This window comes from Haloarchaeobius litoreus, from assembly GCF_024495425.1.
Taxonomy (GTDB): domain Archaea; phylum Halobacteriota; class Halobacteria; order Halobacteriales; family Natrialbaceae; genus Haloarchaeobius; species Haloarchaeobius litoreus.
Genome location: NZ_JANHJR010000003.1, coordinates 709,907 through 728,207 on the forward strand (window position 1 = coordinate 709,907; position 18,301 = coordinate 728,207).

Genomic DNA, 18,301 nt, shown 5'->3' on the forward strand with positions numbered 1-18,301 from the left:
TAGTTACCCGCAGGAGGTTAAAAGAGAGAGAGTTTTGCGCCACGTGCAAAACAGGAACCCCCCCTATTTCCCCGGCCATCCTATCTCGAACTGTACGGTGACCTGTGCTATGAGCCACCCACAACTCACGCGACGGAAACTGCTCGAAGGAACCGCCGGCCTGTCGGTTGCCGGTCTGGCCGGCTGTCTCGGCGCGTCGAGCGAAGCCAGCCCGCCAGCTGGAGGGACGCAGTCGGACGAACACGCGGGGGAGGACGACCAGCCCGGGCACGGGGACGAAGCGCACGGCCACGACACGGTGAGCGAGCCCAGAGCGTCGCGCGAGGTGGAGGTCAACACGGCCCGCTCCGAGGGCTCGACCGAGTACCACTTCGACCCGCACGTCACGTGGGTCGAGCCCGGTGGAACGGTCACGTGGACCCTCGAGAGCGGCACGCACACCGCGACCGCGTACCATCCGGGCAACGACCAGCCGCGACTCGTCCCCGAGGGGACGGCGGCCTGGGACAGTGGAACGATGTCGGAGGAGGGCGAGACGTTCGAGCACACCTTCGAGACCGAGGGCGTCTACCACTACCTCTGTACGCCCCACGAACAGTTCGGGATGATGGCGACCGTCATCGTGGGTGAGCCGCACCTCGAGGACCAGCAGGCACTCCAGATGATGCCGGACGACAAGCCCGAGGAGGTGCACGGGAAGCTCGAGGAGCTCAACACGATGGTCCGGGAGATCATGGGTGCGGGCCACGAGGACGACGGCCACGGCCACGACGACGGCACCCACACCGAAGCGTAGGCACCCGCTGAGATTCCAGAACGGCACACGGTAACCGCCTCGTCGCTGCTCGAGACCCCACCACCCATGGTACAACAGGTTCGGATGACGGTGCTCGGCCGGGAGTACACGCTGGACCTGTCCGGGAAGCTGACGGGCTACTGGCTCGTCTTCCTCCGGTTGCTCGTGGGCTGGTGGTTCCTTCACGAGGGGTTGAACAAGTACGCCACGCCGGGGTCGTTCGGGGCCGGCTGGTTCCTCGAGAAGAGGGGCACGATCGTCTCGCCCGTTCTCAACGCGTTCGCGGGCGGCACGACGGAGGCAGCCATCGACGCGCTCGTCCCGCTCGGCGAGCTGCTGATCGGCGTCGGGCTGATACTGGGTGCCCTGACGCGAACGGCCGCGTTCTTCGGGGCGTTCATGATGTTCGTCTTCTATTTCGGGTCCGAACACTGGCGGCGCGGCCTCGTCAACGGCGACCTGCTGGGGCTCGTCCTGTTCGTGACGATCATCGTCTTCGGTGCCGGCCGCGTCTGGGGCATCGACTCGTACCTCGAAACGACGAGCACCGTGAGGGACAGACCATGGCTGCGGTACCTGCTCGGCTGAGGTGATGGGAGAGATGTCACCGCCACACCCGGACTACGGCTGGCTCGACGAGGCAGCGCTCGCCACCGGACTCGCCCTCGTCCTGCTCGGGCTGGTCGTGATGGGCTTCTTCGAGACGCTCGTCGGGAGCGCTCACGTCACCGAAAGTGTCGGTGGTGTGGACATCGTCGTCGTCCATACGTCGTTCTCCCCCCGGCTCCGGGCGTACACCATCGCGCTCGGCTTCCTCGTCCTTCTCGCGTGGGGGCTCTCCCGCGTGTGTCGGTCGATCATCGCCTCACGCGGCGGTGACCCGTGAGGGCGTTCATCCGCACCGGACCCCCGGACGACGATGGCCGTGTCGGAGCGAGCGGTGCGAGGGGATTTCTGCAGCCCGACGCTGTCAATCCCACCGTCCCACAGCGTCCGACCCACTCACTCGAAGTCCCGGACGAACGTCACCGGACAGGGTGCGTCGAGCAGCACCTGCTGTGCCGTGCTCCCGTTCCGGACCTTCCCGACCGGGCTCCGCTTGCGGCCGCCGACGAAGACCCGCTTCGCGTCGACCGCCTCGGCGGCGGCCACGATCTCCTGGCTCACGTCGTCGCCGACCCGGCCCGTGACGTCCATCGTCGTGCCGTACTGCCGCAGGGGCGTGGAGAGCTGCCTCGCGACCCCTCGCACGGGCTCGACGTGCGTCGCCGCCTCGTCGGGCGAGAGCTCCGCGTCGGCAGCGGGCGCGAGTTCCTCGCACGCTCGTTCGTACCGGGACTCGGTGAAGACGTGCAGGATGCGCACCGTCGTCTGCAGCAGTCCGGCGGCCTCGGCGGCCATGGCCGCGAGGTCCGCGACGCGGTGGCCGTCGGACGGGCCCACGGGGAGCAGCACCGTCTCGGTCCGCACGGGCGGTCGTTCGAAGACGTCGGTCAGCTCGGAGGGTGGAAACGCGTCTGTCGAGAGTTCGGTCATGTGGGGTTCCGTCGTCGTCGCGGCAGCGGGTCGTGCTGAACGTCCAGCATCGGTACGCCCTGAGAGACGACGGGGGCCCCGCAAGAGTGCTTCCCATTACCACTCCCGAAGCCGATAATACACCTAGTATCGAGCGGGCGGTCGTCAGCCACTCGACGGGCCGCTCACTCGACGACGACAGCCCCCTTCATGCCGACGCCCTCGTGGGGCTCACAGACGTACAGCACGGTCCCCGACTCGTCGAAGACCTGCTCGAAGGTGTGGCCCTCCTCGCTGGTCTGTTCGCTCGCGAACGTCGCGCCGTGTCTGGCGACGACGTTGTGTGTGCTGCCCTGTCCGGTCCACGTCCAGGTGACGGTGGTCCCCTGGTCGACACGGACGGCGGCCGGGCCGAACCCGTAGAAGGCACCGTTGGCCTCGACGCCGACGTCGACGCCGACGGCGTCGCTGCCCGTCCGGTCGACGACACCGTCGAAGTTGCTCGTCTCCGAGAGGAACGATTCGACCGTCGGCTGGCTGGCGGTCTCGGTCCCGGCGGCGGTCGTCGCCGGCGCGGTCGTCGTCGCCGGGGGCGCGGTCGTCGGCTCGGGCTGGTCCGTTCCCGCGTCGGTCGAGTCGCCGCCGAGACAGCCGGCGACGCTCCCGGCGAGGACGACACAGGCGCTCCGAACGGCCGTGCGGCGGCTACAGTGTCGGCTCATCGTCGGTCCTACACTGTGAGAGCACTGCAATAGTAGTTGGGAACGTACAGGCGGTAATCGGTCACTACTCCGGCGTCCACCGGCGACGTGTCTCGGCAGTGGACGCCCGTTCGACCGCGTGCAATCGCCGGTCCCCCGACGACTCGGCCGGGCATGCGCGGCGGTTACGCGCCGCCTAGGTCGCGCGGCGAGCGCGAGCCGACGGCGGGTGGGACGACCGGGGACCGTGGCCGCCCGTCGAGTGCACACCGGGGACCATTCATTGCCGCAGCGACACGTCTAGCGTCCTATTTCTGCGGCTGCGCGGTTCAAAGGTCACCCGGGTTTATGCTCGACAGGCGACTCCCTAGTGTGTTAATCCATGACATCCGAGGAGCTCCGTGACCGGATCGGGGAGACGAGCAGGCGACGGTTCATCGCCGCGATGAGCGTCGCCGCGGGCACCTCGCTCGCGGGGTGTAACACGTCGGGGGACGCCGCCCCGAATACCCCGACGGACACGCAGACGACGCCGCCGACGACGACGGCCGAACAGACAACGACCCAGCCCGAGGAGCCCGAGGAGCCGCCGGAGCCGGGGGAGCGCATCACCTCCGCCCGTCGAATCGGGCCGCGGGACGTCAGCGAGTTCGGCTTCCGGGAGCTGTGGAGCTACCGGAAGCGCCAGGCGGTCGAGGCGCTGGTCGCCGACCCGGCGGTCAACGACCTCGCCAGCGACTGGGTCGCCTCCTTCGAGGCGTACGACCCGCTGACGAACCGGCTCGACGCCGTCAGCGTGCAGGGCACGACCGGGATGACCGTCGAGGGCGGCCGCGAGTCGGGCGAGTTCGACGTGACGGCGACGGACCGGCAGGTCGCGTACGGGCTCGTCGACCGGCGGACCGACGAGCTGCTCGGGCTGCACATCACCGACCCCACCGACGTGACGTGGCCGCGCGGTGGCTGGAACGAGACCCAGCGGGCGCGCCACGACTTCGTCCTCGACATGGACGAGGTCTGGCAGCACCTCGAGGGCAACGAGTGGTACCCGATGGTGAAGGCCGCCGAGATAATCACCGCGTACGAGGACTACCCCCACGGCGAGGTCTCGAACGTCATCTACTACGTGTACGACGGCGACCAGCTGTTCGTCGTCAGCGGCTTCATCCACGTGGCCGGCGAGGAGCTCGAGCTGCTCGACCTGCACGTCGTCGAGGACTTCGTCGAACACCCCATCATGCAGCTCGCCCGGGACACGAACCCGGCCGGCGAGTCCGTGCTCGGCGAGGTCCCCGTCCCGCCGATGATGCAACGCCCGCAGATCACGGCCCCGAACGGCTACCACCGCATCGAGGAGCCGCCGAACACCATCGAGCAGGACGGCTGGACCGTCGAGTGGTCCGGCCCCCGGACCGTCGGTGCCGAGGTGAGCGCGAGCTACAACGGCTCGCCGGTGTTCTCGCTCACCGCGCCGTTCAGCACGTCGACCGGCTACGACCTGCCCGAGCGGAACGGGCGGAACACGCGGGAGTTCATGTTCCCGACCGACGAGCCGGTGTTCAGCGGCGAACTGCTGTTCTGGGACATCCACAGCCTCAGCCTCGGCGGCCCCGGCGTCCTCGGGATGACGGAGTACCCCGCCGAGGACGGCCGGCCGAGCGGGTTCAACATCCGCACGCACTACCACACCGGGGCGGTCGAGAACGCCCGCGACTTCCACTCCGGGCACCGCTTCGCGCCGTACAACTACTACATCAACTACCAGTTCTACGAGGACGGCGTGTTCATGCCGGTGTGGATGCGCCAGGGGCCGGGCTACGTCACCGAGTTCTACTCCTACCGCGACCGGGAGCACAGCGGGCCTGCCCAGTACTATCTGGAGAACTGGCTCACCGTGCCGACGCCGGGGACGACCGACGGCGTCACCACGCAGGTGTTCGACGGCGACGACTGGACGACGCCGGAGTCGGAGTTCTACCTCGTCGGCGACGAGGAGAGCGTCGTCCGCTTCTCCAACCCCGACGGGAGCGAGACCATCGACGTCCCGCTCGACGACACGCAGGAGGCCGTCGTCGTCCGCCCGCACGAGAACGAGATCGGCGAGGCCCTGCGCGTGCTCAACGCCCAGGCCGAACTCGGCTTCTACCACCCCGCACAGTACGTCGACGGCGAGTCCATCCAGGGCGAGCCCGTCCTCTTCTGGCTCCTGATGGAGGGCCGGACCGACGAGGTTCCCCACAGCTCGGGCATCACGACGTTCACCCAGCTGGCGGAGTTCAACCTCAGCGGCTACTGAGTGGACCCGAACGCGGGGACTCCCCCCGCATCTGCCTCGCGCCGTAGCACCATTTATCACCGATGACCGGCAGATGAGAGGTGTGAACACGCCGTCCGAGGTTCCGAAGGCGGAGGCCCAGGCGCTGCTCGAACGGAGCATCGGTCCCGACGCCGAGTTCCGGCCCCAGCAGTGGGACGCCATCGACGGGCTCGTGAACTGGAAGGAGCGGCTCCTGCTCGTCCAGCGGACCGGCTGGGGCAAGAGCACGGTGTACTTCATCGCCACGAAGCTGCTCAGGGAGCGGGGCGAGGGCCCGACGCTCATCGTCAGCCCGCTGCTCGCGCTGATGCGCAACCAGATACAGGACGCGAGCGCACAGCTCGACCTGGACGCGTACACCATCCACTCGAACAACACCGACGAGTGGGACGAGGCGAAGCGACGCGTCGTCGACGGCGACTGCGACGTCCTGCTCATCTCGCCGGAACGCCTCGCGAACCAGGAGTTCCAGGCCGAGGTGCTCGCCGAGATGCACGAGGAGTTCGGCCTGCTGGTGGTCGACGAGGCCCACTGCATCTCGGACTGGGGGCACGACTTCCGGCCGGACTACCGGCGCATCAGGCGCATCCTGCAGGAGCTGCCGGACCACATCCCGGTGGCGGCGACGACGGCGACGGCGAACGACCGCGTCGTCGACGACGTGACCAGACAGGTGCCCGACCTGCGTGTCGTCCGGGGCGACCTCGTGCGGGAGTCGCTGCGCATCCAGACCGTCGAGCTGGACTCCCGGGCCGAGCGGCTCGCGTGGCTGGCGGAGAACTGCGGCGAGCTGCCGTCGTCGGGCATCGTCTACTGCCTGACGACGGACGAGGTCGAACTCGTCGCGGCGTGGCTGAACCGGCAGGGCCTCGACGTCGAGCCGTACCACGGCGGCATGGACGGCGACCGACGGAGCGACCTCGAGGACGCGCTGCTCGCCAACGAGGTGGACGCGCTGGTGGCGACGAACGCGCTCGGGATGGGGTTCAACAAGCCCGACCTGGGCTGGGTGGTCCACTTCCAGCGGCCGCCGAACCTCATCCGGTACTACCAGGAGATCGGCCGCGCGGGCCGCGGGCTCGACGAGGCGTTCGCCGTCCTGCTCTCCGGCGAGGAGGACGACGACATCGCGGAGTACTTCATCGAGTCCGCGTTCCCCTCGCCCGCGGACTTCGAGCTCGTGCTCGGGACCATCGAGGAGGCCGATGCGCCGCTGTACAGGTACGAGGTGCTCCAGCGCGCGAACGTCTCGTGGAAGGTCGCCTCGAAGTGCCTGAACATCCTCCGGGTCGAGAACGCGGTGCTCAGAGTCGGCGACGGCTTCGAGCGCACCAACAAGCGGTGGTCCTACGACCACGAGCGCATCGAGTCCATCACGGCCCAGCGCTACCGCGAGCTCGGACAGATACAGGACTTCGTCGCGTCCGACGACTGCCTCACGCGGTTCGTCGACGACGTGCTCGACGGCTCGCTCGACGAGCCCTGTGGCCAGTGTGCGAACTGCGCCGGGGACTTCTTCCCGCGGACCGCCCGGGACGAGGCGCTCGTCGCGGCCGCGGTCGAGCACTACGAGGCCGAGTCGTGGAGCGAGCTCTCCCCGCGCTACTACATGCCCCAGCGCGAGGGTGGGAAGACGAAGATAGACGAAGAACGCAAGCCAGCGGACGGTCGCGCCCTCTGTAACTACGGCGACCCCGGCCTCGGCGCGACGGTCCGCGAGCAGTACGAACGCGACGGAGCCTACGGCGACGAGCTGGTCAACGCCGCGGTCTCGCACGTCACGGAGGTCTGGGACCCCGATCCCGAACCTGCCTGGGTGACGGCCGTGCCGTCGCTCGCCGGGGAGGGACGGGTCGAGGACCTCGCTGCCCGTATCGCGGCGCGGCTGGAGGTCCCCTACGTCCCCACGCTGGCGAAGGTCGAGGCGACCGCGCCCCCCGCGGAGCTGAAGAACTCGTACCAGAAGCGCTGGGACGTCGAGGGCGTCTTCGAGGTGCGGGAGCCGGTTCGAGACGGCCCCGTCCTGCTGGTCGACGAGCTGGTCGACACGCGCTGGACGCTCACCGAGGCCGGGATGACGCTCCGAGACGCCGACAGCGGGCCGGTGTACCCGTTCGCGCTCGCGAAGCGGACGCGGTGGTGAACCCGCACCGGCAACTGTCGTTCGGGCCGTGCCGGCCCGAGCCCACCGGAATATACAGAACGCTCCGCCGTGCGTGGTACGTATGGCGAGAACTGTCGACGACCTCCGGAACGAGATCAGGGAGGCGGTGGGACGGTACGAACGGGTCGAATCGACGGCGTTCACCAAGGAGGCGCTCGCTGCCATCTGCGAGGCCGTGGAGTACGACATCGGGACGGGGTCGCTCCCGTCCAAAGCCCGGATGCGGGCCGGCATCCTCTGGAAGATCGGCGAGCTGGACGACGACGACCCGGACCGGGCGAGCAGCGCGTTCCGGAAGGCGGAGCTCGAGGCCGTCGCGACCGCACTCCGGGACTCGTAGCGGCTCGTCGTCCACGGGTGCCGAGCACCCGCCCGTCCAACATGTTGGTGAAAGGCGCTCGGCGTTGGGCTCCGACGTGAGAGATATGCACGACCGCCGGATGACCGCGGAGATGGACGAACCGTTCGTCGTGTTCCTCATCGGGATGCGTATCAACAGCCGCTGGAAGCTCCACCGGTGGCTGCCGGTCGCACTGGCGATGCCGCGGATGCTCCGGGAGCTCGAATCCACGGCGGACTCGGGCCTGCTGCACTACGAGACCACGGTCAACACGCGGACGGTCGTGATGGTTCAGTACTGGGACTCGTTCGAGCACCTCCGCAAGTACGCCCGCGACATCGAGCAGGAGCATCTGCCGGCGTGGGTGGAGTACGACCAGTCGAGCGGGTCGACCGGCGACGTGGGCATCTTCCACGAGACGTACCGGGTCGACCCCGACGACTGCGAGACCGTCTACAACAACATGCCGGCGTTCGGACTCGGCGCCGCCGGGACGCTCGAACCGGCCGAGGGCTCGCGAGAGACCGCCGCGAAGCGACTCGGGATTGCGGACGACGAGTTGCCGAACACCGGCGCGGACAGTCCCGGTCGTCGCGACTGACTCAGGGGAGCTGGTCCCGGCGTTCGGCCCACTCGAGCAGCGGCTCCAGCCGCTCGCACAGCTCCCTGCCGTCGTCCGTGAGCTCGTACTCGACGCGCGGCGGGATCTCGGCGTACTGCTCGCGCGAGAGGTAGCCCGCCGCGACGAGCTCGTCGAGCCGCGTCGACAGCGTCGAGCTACTCACGTCGCCGAAGGCGTCCGCGACCTCGCCGTAGCGGACCGGGCCGAGGGCACCGACGACGCAGACGAGCTGCATCGCGTACTTTCGGCTGAGCAGGTCCATCACACCCCCGAGCGGACAGTAACAGCGGGGGCTCTCGGTGTCGGTACGGTCGGTTCCGGCCGCCGTCTCGTCCTGGTCTGACATGGCTTCGATCGGTCGCACCTGCTTCGTTACTTCGGACTCGACAGTATTTAACTTTGAATATCGAAGCAAGGGTGCATGTCCGACGAAACCTGCAGTTGCGGTGGTTCGGGAGCCGAACGACCGACCGAAGGGACCGACAGGTGGGTGGACGACCGACCCGTACGGTCGGCACTGCTCCCCGACGACGTGGGCCGCGTGATGACCGCGTTCTTCGGCACCGGCCCCGTCGAGACGTTCGACGACTTCGTCGCGGCGACCCGCGAGGGGGCCGGTGGCGCACTCGCCGTCGAGGACCTCTGTCACGTCGACGGGGAGACGCCCCACGTCGCCCGGGCGGCCGGCGAGACGTACCGGTTCCGCTGCTTCTACGACGGGGTCGCGCTGGCGTACCTCGTGGACGAACCCGTCGAGATACGGACCGAGAGTCCGGCCGGGACCGGTATCGAACTGCGCGTGACGCCCGACGGCGAGGTCGAGACCTCGCCACCCGAGGCGGTCATGTCCTTCGGCATCGCGACCGACGCTGCCGCCGTCACCGACCCGACCGCCGAGGCGGTGTACGGGCAGGTCTGTCCGTACGTGAAGGCGTTCCCGTCCCGCGACAGCTACCGGGAGTGGGCGGCGGCCGTCGACGCGGCCACCGTGGGGGTGCCAATCGCCGCGGGGTTGCCCATCGCGGCCGCATTCGCCGAGTGAGTGCCGGCCGGATCGACGACGCCCCGTCGCGACGGCGGGTACGCTGCCGTTACGACGCCCCGGCGAGCAGTGCCCGGAGGCGGTCGTGGGCCTCCTCGCTGCCGACGCAGATGAGCACGTCGTCTGGGTCGATGGCCGTCCCGGCGTCGACCTCTGTGATGGTCTCGTCACCACGGCGGACCCCGAGCACCGTCACGCCCGTCCGGGACCGGATGCTCGCTTCACCGACCGTCCGGCCCGCGACCGGGGCCGCTGTGGCGACGTGGACCCACCTGATGCGGGCGTTCTCGAAGACGTCCTCCAGCCCCTCGTCGACCGGGTGGAAGTACGTCCCCTCGAGGATGGCCGAGAGCTTGCGGGCGTCGTCCTCGTCGACCCGGAACAGCCGGTCCGCGTCGTCGTCTGCCGCGTCGCGCCAGAACAGCTCCCGGTCGCCATCGTTGTGGAGCAGCACGACGAGCGCGCCGTCGTCGCCGAACTGCAGCGTGTACCGCACGCCGGTTCCCGGGAGCTCCGTCTCGTAAACCTTCATCTCAGGCGACGTCGATGTGCTCGCGGCACTCGTCGACGAGGTCCGGAACGGTGACCGAGACGGTCGGCTCGACCACGATGGTGACCCCGCGACGGTCGTCGAGGAAGACGTGCAGCGCGGTGCCGTTCTCGTAGTCGACGACGAGGGAGTCGGCCGCGCCGAGGTTGAAGTACACCTCCTCGGCGTGGCGCTTGTTGTACACGGCGAGCGACCGGTGGACGAGGAAGTCGAGCTGGTTCTCCGTGAACTCGGTCGTGAGGTCGTCGCGGACGTGGTGGAACCGGTACTCGTACGTCCGGCTGTTGTAGTTGGCGACCCAGCGGAGGTCGTCCCCGTACCGCTCGTCGAGGAACGTCACCAGCCGGTCGAAGGAGAACTTCTGCATAGCGGCGCTACCCTGTCAGCAGGCTAAAGTAGGCGGCACGTACACGGGACTCAGAGCACGAGTACCGCGAGCAGGAGCGCCAGAACGAGGGCACTGGCGAGCACGCCGAGGCCGATGGTCCGGCTCGCCCGGTCGACCGTCGGCGGCGAGGGTGCGTCGGTCTCCCCGGCCAGTAGCGACGAGAGTCCGCGCTGGAGGACGCCGCCGGCCCGGTTCGTCGCGTCCTCGACGGCGCCCGCGAGACCGACGCTCGCGGTCTGGAGCGCCCGGCCAGCGGGGTGGTACACCGAGTCGAGGTCGGGTGTCGGCGGGGTTCGCCCCAGGAGCGGCCGGAGCGCCGCGAAGCCGACGAGCCCGGCGGCCGTCACCGCGCCGGCCTTCTGGAACTGCGAGGGCGAGAACGGCTTCGCGTCGGCGACCACCGCTGCGGGGAACACGTCGAGCAGTAGCGACGGGACGACGCCGAACAGCACGCAGAGCGCGGCCACCCCGCCGAGTGTGGCCAGCTCTCCCGGGGCGAGGTCGGCGGGTGCGTCCCCGTCCCCAGCGTCCCCGTGGAGGAACGCGTAGTAGCCGAACTTCGCGAACGAGATCACCGTCCCGACCCCGCCGACCAGCAGCGCGTACCACACCAGGGACGGGCCGGTCGCCTCGACGCCGTCGAGGACCATCCCCTTGCTGACGAAGCCGTTGAACCCCGGCAGGCCGGAGATCGAGAGCGCCGCGACGAGGAAGACGCCGGCGGTCAGGGGCATGGCTCGCCCGAGTCCGCCGAGCTTCTTCAGGCCCTCGCGGCCGGTCCGGTGGACGAGCACGCCGGCGACCATGAACAGGAGGCTCTTGTAGAGGATGTTGTTCACCAGGTGGACCATCGCACCGCTCCGGGCGAGGCCCGCGCCGGCCCCGAAGCCCGCGACCATGTAGCCCACCTGCGAGACGATGTGGTAGCTGAGCAGCCGGCGCACGTCCGTCTGGAGGATGGCGAACGTGACGCCGAACAGCACCATCGCCGCACCGACGTAGGTGAGCGCGACGTGGCCGTCGGGGAACGCCCGGACGATGGCGTACGCGCCGACCTTCGTCGTCACAGCCGCGAGCACGACGCTCGTCGCGACGTGGGTCGTCGGGTAGGTGTCGACGAGCCAGACGTGCAGCCCGAGGAAGCCCGCGTTCAGCCCGATCCCGAGTGCGACCAGCAGCGCGGGTAGCCCGCCGATGACGCCGTCCCCGAACAGGAACGTCCCCACCTCGGCGTAGTGCAGCAGCACGCCCGCGACGAGCACGAGCCCGCCGACCTCGTGGTAGACGGCGTAGCGGAAGCCGGCGCGCCGGTCGCTCGTGTGGTGCCAGACGAGCACGGTCGCGGCGACCGCCATCAGCTCCCAGTAGACGACGAGGCTGAGCCAGTCGCCGGCGAGGGTCGCACCCATCCCCGCGCCGACGTACGCCAGCGCGAGCGCGACCTGCCGCCGGTCCCCGTCGGTCGCGACAGTGAAGGCGACCGCGACGGCGGCGACGAGTCCGAACGTCGCGCCGAGCAGCCGCGAGTACGGGTCCACGTGGAACAGCACCGCGTCGAAACCGAACAGCACCACCGGGACGTGCGCGCCCGCCGGGACGAGCAGGAGCCAGCCCGCGGTGGCCAGCGACGCGACGACAGCCAGCGCCGTACCGGTGCGCCGGGGGAGCCGCGGAACGACGAGGGCGAGGCCGAAGGGCACGACGCCCGGTGGAACCGCCGTCAGGAGGTTCATCCCGTCGTCACCTCCGCGGCGCGGGTCGCGAGCTCGTAGAACGGCAGCTCGGTCGGGGCGATGCCGTAGACGACGGCGAGCACGAGCGCGACGGCCACCGGGAGCAGCAGCCGCCAGTCCGTCTCGGTGCGCCAGGTGCGGGATTCCCAGTCGTGGCGGTGCGCGTGGGCGGACCCGGCGTCGCCCTCGTGGCCCCCGTCCGCGTGCAGCGTCGCCGTCGCTGCCGTCGCCCCGTCGCCCCCCGACTCGCCGAAGAACGCCGCCGAGACGATGGGCCAGAAGAACAGCAGCTTGAGCAGGCCGGCGAGCAGCAGCAGGCCGGCGAGGACGAGGTCACCCCCGGCGAACAGCCCGGTCAGGAGGTACCACTTGCTGACGAAGCCGGCGACCAGCGGGAAGCCGACGAGCCCGGCGCTGGCGACCGCGAACAGCGTCATCGTCGCCGGGAGTCGTCGCCCGATGCCGGCCAGCTCGTCGATGCGTTCGACGTGCGTCTCGCAGTAGACGACGCCGGCACAGAAGAACAGGACGAGCTTCAGCAGGGCGTGCGCCGAGAGGTGCAACAGCGCGCCCTGCACCGCCGTCGGCGTCAGCACCGCCAGCCCGAGCACGATGTAGGAGAGCTGGCTCACCGTCGAGTACGCGAGCCCCCGCTTCAGCCGGTCCTGGCGCAGCGCGAGGACGGCCGCGAGCACCATCGTCGCCGCCGCGACGGCCGCGAGCGGGACGCCGACGTTGAACGCCCGGACGCCGTCGGGGCCGAACACGTAGAGGACGACGCGGGCGATGCCGAACGCGCCGCTCTTGACGACGGCGACGGCGTGGAGCAGCCCCGAGACGGGCGTCGGCGCGACCATTGCCTGGGGCAGCCAGCCGTGGAGCGGGAACAGCGCGGCCTTGACGCCGAAGCCCGCGACGAGCAGCGCGAAGGCAGCCCGGGCGACCAGCGGGTCGGCGGTCAGCACGCCCGCCAGCCCACCCGGCGCGAACGTCGTGGTCCCGGCGACGGCGGAGACGAGCACCGTGCCGGCGAGGATGGCGACGCCGCCGGCGAGCGTGTAGACGACGTAGGTCCGGCCCGCCCGCCACGCCTCGGCGGTCCGCTTGTGGACGACGAGCGGGTACGTCGCGACGGTGAGCAGCTCGTAGAAGACGAACAGCGTGAGCAGGTTGCCGGCGAAGGCGACGCCGACGGTCGCGCTCAGGCTCGCGGCGAACGCGGCGAAGTAGCCGGTCTGGTGGGCCTCGTCGAGCGAGCGCACGTAGCCGACGCTGTAGAGGCTGGTGACGAGCCAGAGCCCGCTCGCGAGCAGCGCGAACAGCGCGCCGAGGGCGTCCACCCGGAGCACGAGCCGGACGCCGGGGACGAACGCGAGGCCGGGGCTGGTGTAGGTGACGCCGCGGAGGACGCCCGGGACCAGCGCGAGGACGGCCCCGAACTTCGTCAGCGCCGCAGCGAACGTCCACGCCTCGCGCAGGGACGGCCGGTCGCCGCTCAGGAGGACGAGGACGACCGCGACTGCCGACACCGCGACCGCCAGCACCGGGAGGAGCGATTCGGTGGTCATGGGAGTCACGGCTCCAGCAGGGAGACGACGGTCGGCTCCGCGAACGAGGCGACGGCGACGGCACCGACGCCGAGGACGACGGTGGCGACCGCCGCGCCGACGGCGACGGCGCGCATCCCGAGCGATATCGCGGCTGGATCGTCCCCGGCACCGTCCGTCGAGACGGACCCGTGCCCGCCCGTGGCGTCTGCGCCGCCCACCCCGTCGCCGACCGGGAGCGTGCCGGGGCGCTCCTCCCCGTCGCCGAGCGAGAGCTGCTGGAGGAGCCGGCCGAAGTACGAGAGCGACAGCAGCGTGCTGCCGACGACGACGGTGAGGGCCGGCCACGAGCCGGCCTCGACCGCACCCACGGCGAGGTACCACTTCGCCACGAACCCGACCGTCGGCGGGAGGCCGACCATGCCGAGGCCGAGGACGACGAGCGAGCCGGCGGCCCAGGGCGTCCGCGCGCCGACGCCGGCGTACTCGTCGACGCTCGTCGCGCCGGTCCGGGCGGCGACGACGCCGGCGGCGACGAACAGCCCGCCCTTCATTACGGCGTGCCCGAGCAGCTGGACGATCGCGCCGACGAGCGCGGGCACCGTCCCGAGGCCGATGCCGACCGTTGCGAGCCCGAACTGGGCGACCGACGAGTAGGCGAACACGCGCCGAACCGACGACGCGCGATAGGCGAGCGCGCCGCCGGCGACGACGCTTGCGCAGCCGGCGAGCAGAATCGCGTCGTCGACGAGCGGGTTGGCCGCGAGGAAGCCGACGGTGAACACGGTGTAGGTCAGCCGGAGCAGCGCGTACCCCGCGACGGTCGAGACGAGCGCCGAGAGCAGCGCACTCACCGCCCACGGCGCGTGCTCGTAGGCGTCGGGCTGCCAGACGTGCAGGGGGAACAGCGCCATCTTCACCGCGAGTCCGACGCCGATGCCGGCGAAGGCGGCGACGGCGAGCGGCGACCCGTGTGGGAGCTGCGTCGCCATGTCGGCCATGTTCAGCGTCCCGGTCGCGACGTAGGCGTAGCCGACGCCGAGCAGATAGAACGTCGCGCCGACGGTCCCAAGGAGGAGGTACTGGAGCGCCGCGAGCGCTGCGGGTCCACCCTCGGCGCGGGCGACGAGCGCGTACGCCGCGAGCCCCGAGATCTCGAGGAAGACGTAGAGCGTGAACACGTCGGCGGTGACGCAGACACCGGTGAGCCCGGCGACGAGCAGCAGGTAGAGCCCGTAGAACGGCCCGGAGCGCGGCCCGGCGACGCGGGTGTACGCCGCGAGCGCGAGCGAGACGCCCGCGACGAGCACGACGAACGGTGTCGAGACGCCGTCGGCGACGAACTCGATGCCGAACGGGGGCGGGACCCTCCCGACCGCGTGGTCGAGCCGACCCCGGCCGAGCACGAGCGCGGTCACCCAGAGCGCGAGCACGGTCTGGACCGCGAGCGTCGCGGCCGCGAGCGGCCAGCCGCTCCGCGGGTGGACCCAGCTGGAAACCGAGGCGAGCACGGCCCCGACGATGGGGAGCACGACGAGTCCGACGAGCAGCTCACTCATCGGCGAGCTCCTCCCGGAGGACGTCCTCGCGGAGCGTGCCGTACTCCCGGTAAATGCGGACGGTCAGCGCCAGTGCGACCGCGGTGACGCTCACGCCGACGACGATGGCGGTGAGCACGAGCACCTGCGGGAGCGGGTTCGCGTACGGCCCGCCGTCGGCGGTCACGATGGGCGGGTCCGCACCGGTCCGGTAGGCCGCCGTGACGAACAGGAGGAAGACCCCGGTCTGGAACACGTTGAGCCCGAGCACCTTCTTCACGAGGTTCTCGTCGTCGACGAGGACGAACAGCCCGACGGCGACGAGCACGACGGACCCGACGTAGGGGAGCCGGGCGAGGAGGACGTCGATCATCCGCCGTCCCCCGCCGTTTCGGGTGGGCTCCCGTCCTCCGAACCAGCCTCGCCGTCACCGTCGAAGCCACCCGATATCTCGAAGAACAGCACGACGACGGTCGCGGCGACGGTCACGCCGATGCCGACCTCGACGACCTCGATGGCGTAGAGCGGCCCCTTCGCGCCCGGGTAGGCGGTGAGTTCGAACGGGGTCCCTCCGAACGCGAGCGGACCGACGGCGACGGCGGCGAAGGCGACGACGCCGAGGGTCCCACACGTCGTCAGGACCGCCCGGTCGAGCCAGCGCGCGGTCTGGTCGACGCCGAAGGCGAAGGCGATGGTCACGACCACCGAGGCGACGACGACGCCGCCCTGGAAGCCGCCGCCCACGCTGCTCGCGCCGTGGAAGGTGACGAACAGGCCGAACGTGAAGACGAAGGGAGCGACGAGCCGGACCGCCTTCGTGACGACGACGCTCTCGCGGGGTCCGCCGACCGTCCCGTCGGTGTCGCCGCCCACGCTCAGAGCACCTCCTTCCGGAAGACGACGAGCACCGCGACGCCGGCGGCGAAGACGACGGTCACCTCGCCGAACGTGTCGAACGCGCGGTAGCCGGCGAGGACCGCCGTCACGACGTTCTCGGTGCCGAAGTCGGTGACGGCACGGTCCAGGTAGTACGGCGAGACGCGCCGGAACGCGGGCGTGGACAGGTCGCCGGCGGCCGGGAGTGACGGGATCGTGAGGCCGAGCGCGACGGCGACGGCGACGGCGCCGACGAGCGAGCGGAGGTGGACGCCGCGAACGAACGACGCCTCGCCGACCGGCCGGCCGGTCTTCACGATGGCGACGAGGAACAGCGAGGTCGTGACGCCCGCGCCGACGGCCGCCTCGGTGAGCGCCACGTCCGGGGCACGGAGGACGACCCAGAGGATCGACATCCCGAGGCTGTACGCGGCGAAGACGACCGTCGCGGCGAGCGTGTCCCGCAGGAGCGCGACGACGCAGGCAACGACGACGAGGAAGCCGACGAGCACGCCGGCGAGGACGAGGTCGGTCATCCGTCGTCCTCCCGTTCCCACGCCGGGATGCCCTGGACGTGCGCGGCTCGGGTGATGGCGTGGGCGGCCACCGGGTTGGTGAGCAGGACGAACACGACCAGCAGGGTGAGCTTGAACCGTGCGACGCCGGAGTCGAGCACGACGGCGACGGCCGCGAGCGCGAGCCCGGTACCCAGCGTGTCGCTCTTCGAGGTGGCGTGGGCCCGGGCGTACACGTCGGGCAGCCGGAGCACGCCGACGGCGGCGACGAGCGAGAAGAACACGCCCGCGGCGGCCAGCGCGACGACGGCGACGACGGCCGGCCTCACACCGACCCACCCCGCTCGGCCGCGAACTTCGCCACACCGAGGCTCAGCAGGAAGTTGAGCATCGCGTACACCAGCGCCACGTCGAGCACGCCCGGCTGGTCGAACGCGCCGGCGACCAGCGCGATGACGACGACCGTCGTCGTCCCGATGGCGTTGACAGCGACGACCCGGTCCGGCGTTGTCGGCCCGACCGCGGCCCGGTAGGCGAACAGGAGCGCGAGCAGGAGCAGCGCGACGGCGGTCGCGAGCAGCGTCGTCGGGATGGTGCCGCCGACTTCGAGGGCCGTCACGGGTCCTTCCCTCCGTCATCGGTCGGTTCCGCATCCGCTCCCCGCCCGTGGAACACCCACGAGACGAGCCGCTGGAGCCGCCCCGATTCGAGGCTCTCTCGGCTCTCGGCGGTCAGCGAGTGGACGAGGAACGTCCGGTCCTGAACGTCGACCGTCAGCGTCCCCGGCGTGAGCGTGATGCTGTTCGCGAGCACCATCCGTTCGAGGTCCTCCCGGGTGTCCGTCTCCAGCGCGTCCACCGACGGGTCGATCGGCAGTCGCGGGTGGAGGATGACGACCGCGAGGGCGACGTTCGCCTTCGCGACCTCCCAGAGCAGGACGGGGAGAAAGGCGACCGTTCGTGCCACGCGCGGGACGGTCCGGCGGCGCGTCGGCGCGTCGACGAAGCTGACCGACGACAGCGCGAGGGCGACGACGGCCGCGCTGAACGCGCCGGTCAGGAGGTCGAGTCCGCCGACGAACCCACCGATGGCGAGGTAGAACAGGTACGAGAGCGCGAACACGGTGGCGTACCGACGCCAGCCGCCCGCGTGGACCAGCGAACGTCGGCCGCCCGGCGGCTCGCCGCCGACGAGTTCGACCGCTCCGACGCCGAGCCGGTCCCGGAGCCGCTCGACCGCGAGCTCGCTGTCCGCGGCGAGAACGAGTCTGGTGACCCGTCGCCCGTCGAGCTGGGCGAGCAGTGCGTCCGTCGAATCCGCCCCCGCACCCGGCACCACCGTGCTGACCTGCGGTGCCGGCGCGTCCAGTCCGTCGAACGCCGACACCGCGGTCTCGACGCGACGCGCAGTCGCCTCGCCGGTCGTCTCGTCGGGCGCGAGGACCAGCACCTCGACGGCGACCGGTCCGTCCGACTCCGCGCGGGCGTCCCGTCCCTCACGGAGGGCGTGTTCGACGGTCCGGTCGGCCGTCGCCGGCGCGGTGACGACGGCCAGAACCCGTGGCTCGTGCTCGGGCACCTGGGGCATGCGCTACGTATCCGATGTGATGCGAGCCGCAACCATTACTGTTGTTAGCAGATAGCATGCGCCGTGACGA

General features: G+C 70.5%; 22 protein-coding genes. 8 read left to right on the plus strand and 14 right to left on the minus strand.

Annotated features, from left to right (window positions below):
* The first annotated feature begins 109 nt into the window (after positions 1–109).
* The 3 genes from NOW55_RS15955 to NOW55_RS15965 all read left to right on the plus strand — a co-directional run bounded on the left by NOW55_RS15955 (position 110) and on the right by NOW55_RS15965 (position 1,682).
* Positions 110–796, plus strand: coding sequence for a cupredoxin domain-containing protein (locus NOW55_RS15955; protein ID WP_256401103.1), 687 nt, complete (start codon positions 110–112; stop codon positions 794–796).
* A 66-nt stretch (positions 797–862) separates the two neighbouring features.
* Positions 863–1,384 carry a DoxX family protein gene (locus NOW55_RS15960; RefSeq protein WP_256401104.1) on the plus strand — a complete coding sequence of 174 codons (522 nt, stop codon included), beginning with the start codon at positions 863–865 and terminating at the stop codon, positions 1,382–1,384.
* A 13-nt stretch (positions 1,385–1,397) separates the two neighbouring features.
* Positions 1,398–1,682 (plus strand): hypothetical protein, encoded by a 285-nt coding sequence (locus NOW55_RS15965; protein ID WP_256401105.1) that lies wholly within the window; start codon positions 1,398–1,400, stop codon positions 1,680–1,682.
* 116 nt (positions 1,683–1,798) lie between these two features.
* Here the strand turns inward: NOW55_RS15965 and NOW55_RS15970 are convergent, their stop codons facing one another.
* Together NOW55_RS15970 and NOW55_RS15975 are read right to left on the minus strand one after the other, a co-directional pair.
* On the minus strand, positions 1,799–2,332 hold the full coding sequence (locus NOW55_RS15970) for a universal stress protein (RefSeq protein ID WP_256401106.1): 534 nt from the start codon (positions 2,330–2,332) through the stop codon (positions 1,799–1,801).
* A gap of 164 nt (positions 2,333–2,496) precedes the next feature.
* Positions 2,497–3,033 (minus strand): halocyanin domain-containing protein, encoded by a 537-nt coding sequence (locus NOW55_RS15975; RefSeq protein ID WP_256401107.1) that lies wholly within the window; start codon positions 3,031–3,033, stop codon positions 2,497–2,499.
* Positions 3,034–3,394: 361 nt separating this feature from the next.
* Between NOW55_RS15975 and NOW55_RS15980 the strand changes: the two genes are divergently transcribed.
* The 4 genes from NOW55_RS15980 (at position 3,395) to NOW55_RS15995 (ending at position 8,434) form a co-directional block, all read left to right on the plus strand.
* Positions 3,395–5,308 (plus strand): hypothetical protein, encoded by a 1,914-nt coding sequence (locus NOW55_RS15980; RefSeq protein WP_256401108.1) that lies wholly within the window; start codon positions 3,395–3,397, stop codon positions 5,306–5,308.
* Positions 5,309–5,390: 82 nt separating this feature from the next.
* Entirely contained in the window at positions 5,391–7,472 is a 2,082-nt protein-coding gene (locus tag NOW55_RS15985) for a RecQ family ATP-dependent DNA helicase (protein WP_256401109.1), read from the plus strand.
* A gap of 82 nt (positions 7,473–7,554) precedes the next feature.
* Positions 7,555–7,833 (plus strand): hypothetical protein, encoded by a 279-nt coding sequence (locus NOW55_RS15990; RefSeq protein ID WP_256401110.1) that lies wholly within the window; start codon positions 7,555–7,557, stop codon positions 7,831–7,833.
* 85 nt (positions 7,834–7,918) lie between these two features.
* Positions 7,919–8,434 (plus strand): DUF4188 domain-containing protein, encoded by a 516-nt coding sequence (locus tag NOW55_RS15995; RefSeq protein WP_256401111.1) that lies wholly within the window; start codon positions 7,919–7,921, stop codon positions 8,432–8,434.
* Between the two features lies 1 nt (position 8,435).
* Here NOW55_RS15995 and NOW55_RS16000 read toward each other — a convergent pair whose 3' ends face one another.
* Positions 8,436–8,801, minus strand: a complete 366-nt coding sequence (locus NOW55_RS16000) for a winged helix-turn-helix transcriptional regulator (protein WP_256401112.1) — start codon at positions 8,799–8,801, stop codon at positions 8,436–8,438.
* 75 nt (positions 8,802–8,876) lie between these two features.
* Between NOW55_RS16000 and merB the strand changes: the two genes are divergently transcribed.
* Positions 8,877–9,497 (plus strand): organomercurial lyase, encoded by a 621-nt coding sequence (gene merB / locus NOW55_RS16005; protein ID WP_256401113.1) that lies wholly within the window; start codon positions 8,877–8,879, stop codon positions 9,495–9,497.
* 49 nt (positions 9,498–9,546) lie between these two features.
* On the opposite strand, the gene NOW55_RS16010 is transcribed toward merB, so the two are convergent.
* The 11 genes from NOW55_RS16010 to NOW55_RS16060 are packed head-to-tail and all read right to left on the minus strand — an operon-like array spanning position 9,547 to position 18,231.
* Positions 9,547–10,029, minus strand: a complete 483-nt coding sequence (locus tag NOW55_RS16010) for a cation:proton antiporter regulatory subunit (protein ID WP_256401114.1) — start codon at positions 10,027–10,029, stop codon at positions 9,547–9,549.
* Between the two features lies 1 nt (position 10,030).
* Complete coding sequence (locus NOW55_RS16015; protein WP_256401115.1) at positions 10,031–10,414, minus strand: DUF7522 family protein; 384 nt, start codon at positions 10,412–10,414, stop codon at positions 10,031–10,033.
* A gap of 50 nt (positions 10,415–10,464) precedes the next feature.
* Complete coding sequence (locus tag NOW55_RS16020; RefSeq protein ID WP_256401116.1) at positions 10,465–12,168, minus strand: proton-conducting transporter transmembrane domain-containing protein; 1,704 nt, start codon at positions 12,166–12,168, stop codon at positions 10,465–10,467.
* Positions 12,165–13,736: a complex I subunit 5 family protein gene (locus tag NOW55_RS16025; RefSeq protein WP_256401117.1), complete on the minus strand. Its 1,572-nt coding sequence runs from the start codon at positions 13,734–13,736 to the stop codon at positions 12,165–12,167. The genes NOW55_RS16020 and NOW55_RS16025 overlap by 4 nt, the downstream gene beginning before the upstream one ends.
* A gap of 5 nt (positions 13,737–13,741) precedes the next feature.
* On the minus strand, positions 13,742–15,274 hold the full coding sequence (locus NOW55_RS16030) for a proton-conducting transporter transmembrane domain-containing protein (RefSeq protein ID WP_256401118.1): 1,533 nt from the start codon (positions 15,272–15,274) through the stop codon (positions 13,742–13,744).
* Positions 15,267–15,626 (minus strand): cation:proton antiporter subunit C, encoded by a 360-nt coding sequence (locus NOW55_RS16035; protein WP_256401119.1) that lies wholly within the window; start codon positions 15,624–15,626, stop codon positions 15,267–15,269. Before NOW55_RS16035 ends, NOW55_RS16030 begins: the two co-directional genes overlap by 8 nt.
* Positions 15,623–16,126 carry an MnhB domain-containing protein gene (locus NOW55_RS16040; RefSeq protein ID WP_256401120.1) on the minus strand — a complete coding sequence of 168 codons (504 nt, stop codon included), beginning with the start codon at positions 16,124–16,126 and terminating at the stop codon, positions 15,623–15,625. The genes NOW55_RS16035 and NOW55_RS16040 overlap by 4 nt, the downstream gene beginning before the upstream one ends.
* A 2-nt stretch (positions 16,127–16,128) precedes the next feature.
* Complete coding sequence (locus NOW55_RS16045) at positions 16,129–16,665, minus strand: DUF4040 domain-containing protein (RefSeq protein WP_256401121.1); 537 nt, start codon at positions 16,663–16,665, stop codon at positions 16,129–16,131.
* A complete protein-coding gene (gene mnhG, locus NOW55_RS16050; protein ID WP_256401122.1) occupies positions 16,662–16,973 on the minus strand; it encodes a monovalent cation/H(+) antiporter subunit G in 312 nt (103 codons plus the stop codon). Before mnhG ends, NOW55_RS16045 begins: the two co-directional genes overlap by 4 nt.
* On the minus strand, positions 16,970–17,263 hold the full coding sequence (locus tag NOW55_RS16055) for a monovalent cation/H+ antiporter complex subunit F (RefSeq protein ID WP_256401123.1): 294 nt from the start codon (positions 17,261–17,263) through the stop codon (positions 16,970–16,972). Before NOW55_RS16055 ends, mnhG begins: the two co-directional genes overlap by 4 nt.
* Positions 17,260–18,231 carry a Na+/H+ antiporter subunit E gene (locus NOW55_RS16060; protein WP_256401124.1) on the minus strand — a complete coding sequence of 324 codons (972 nt, stop codon included), beginning with the start codon at positions 18,229–18,231 and terminating at the stop codon, positions 17,260–17,262. The genes NOW55_RS16055 and NOW55_RS16060 overlap by 4 nt, the downstream gene beginning before the upstream one ends.
* Positions 18,232–18,301: the final 70 nt, after the last annotated feature.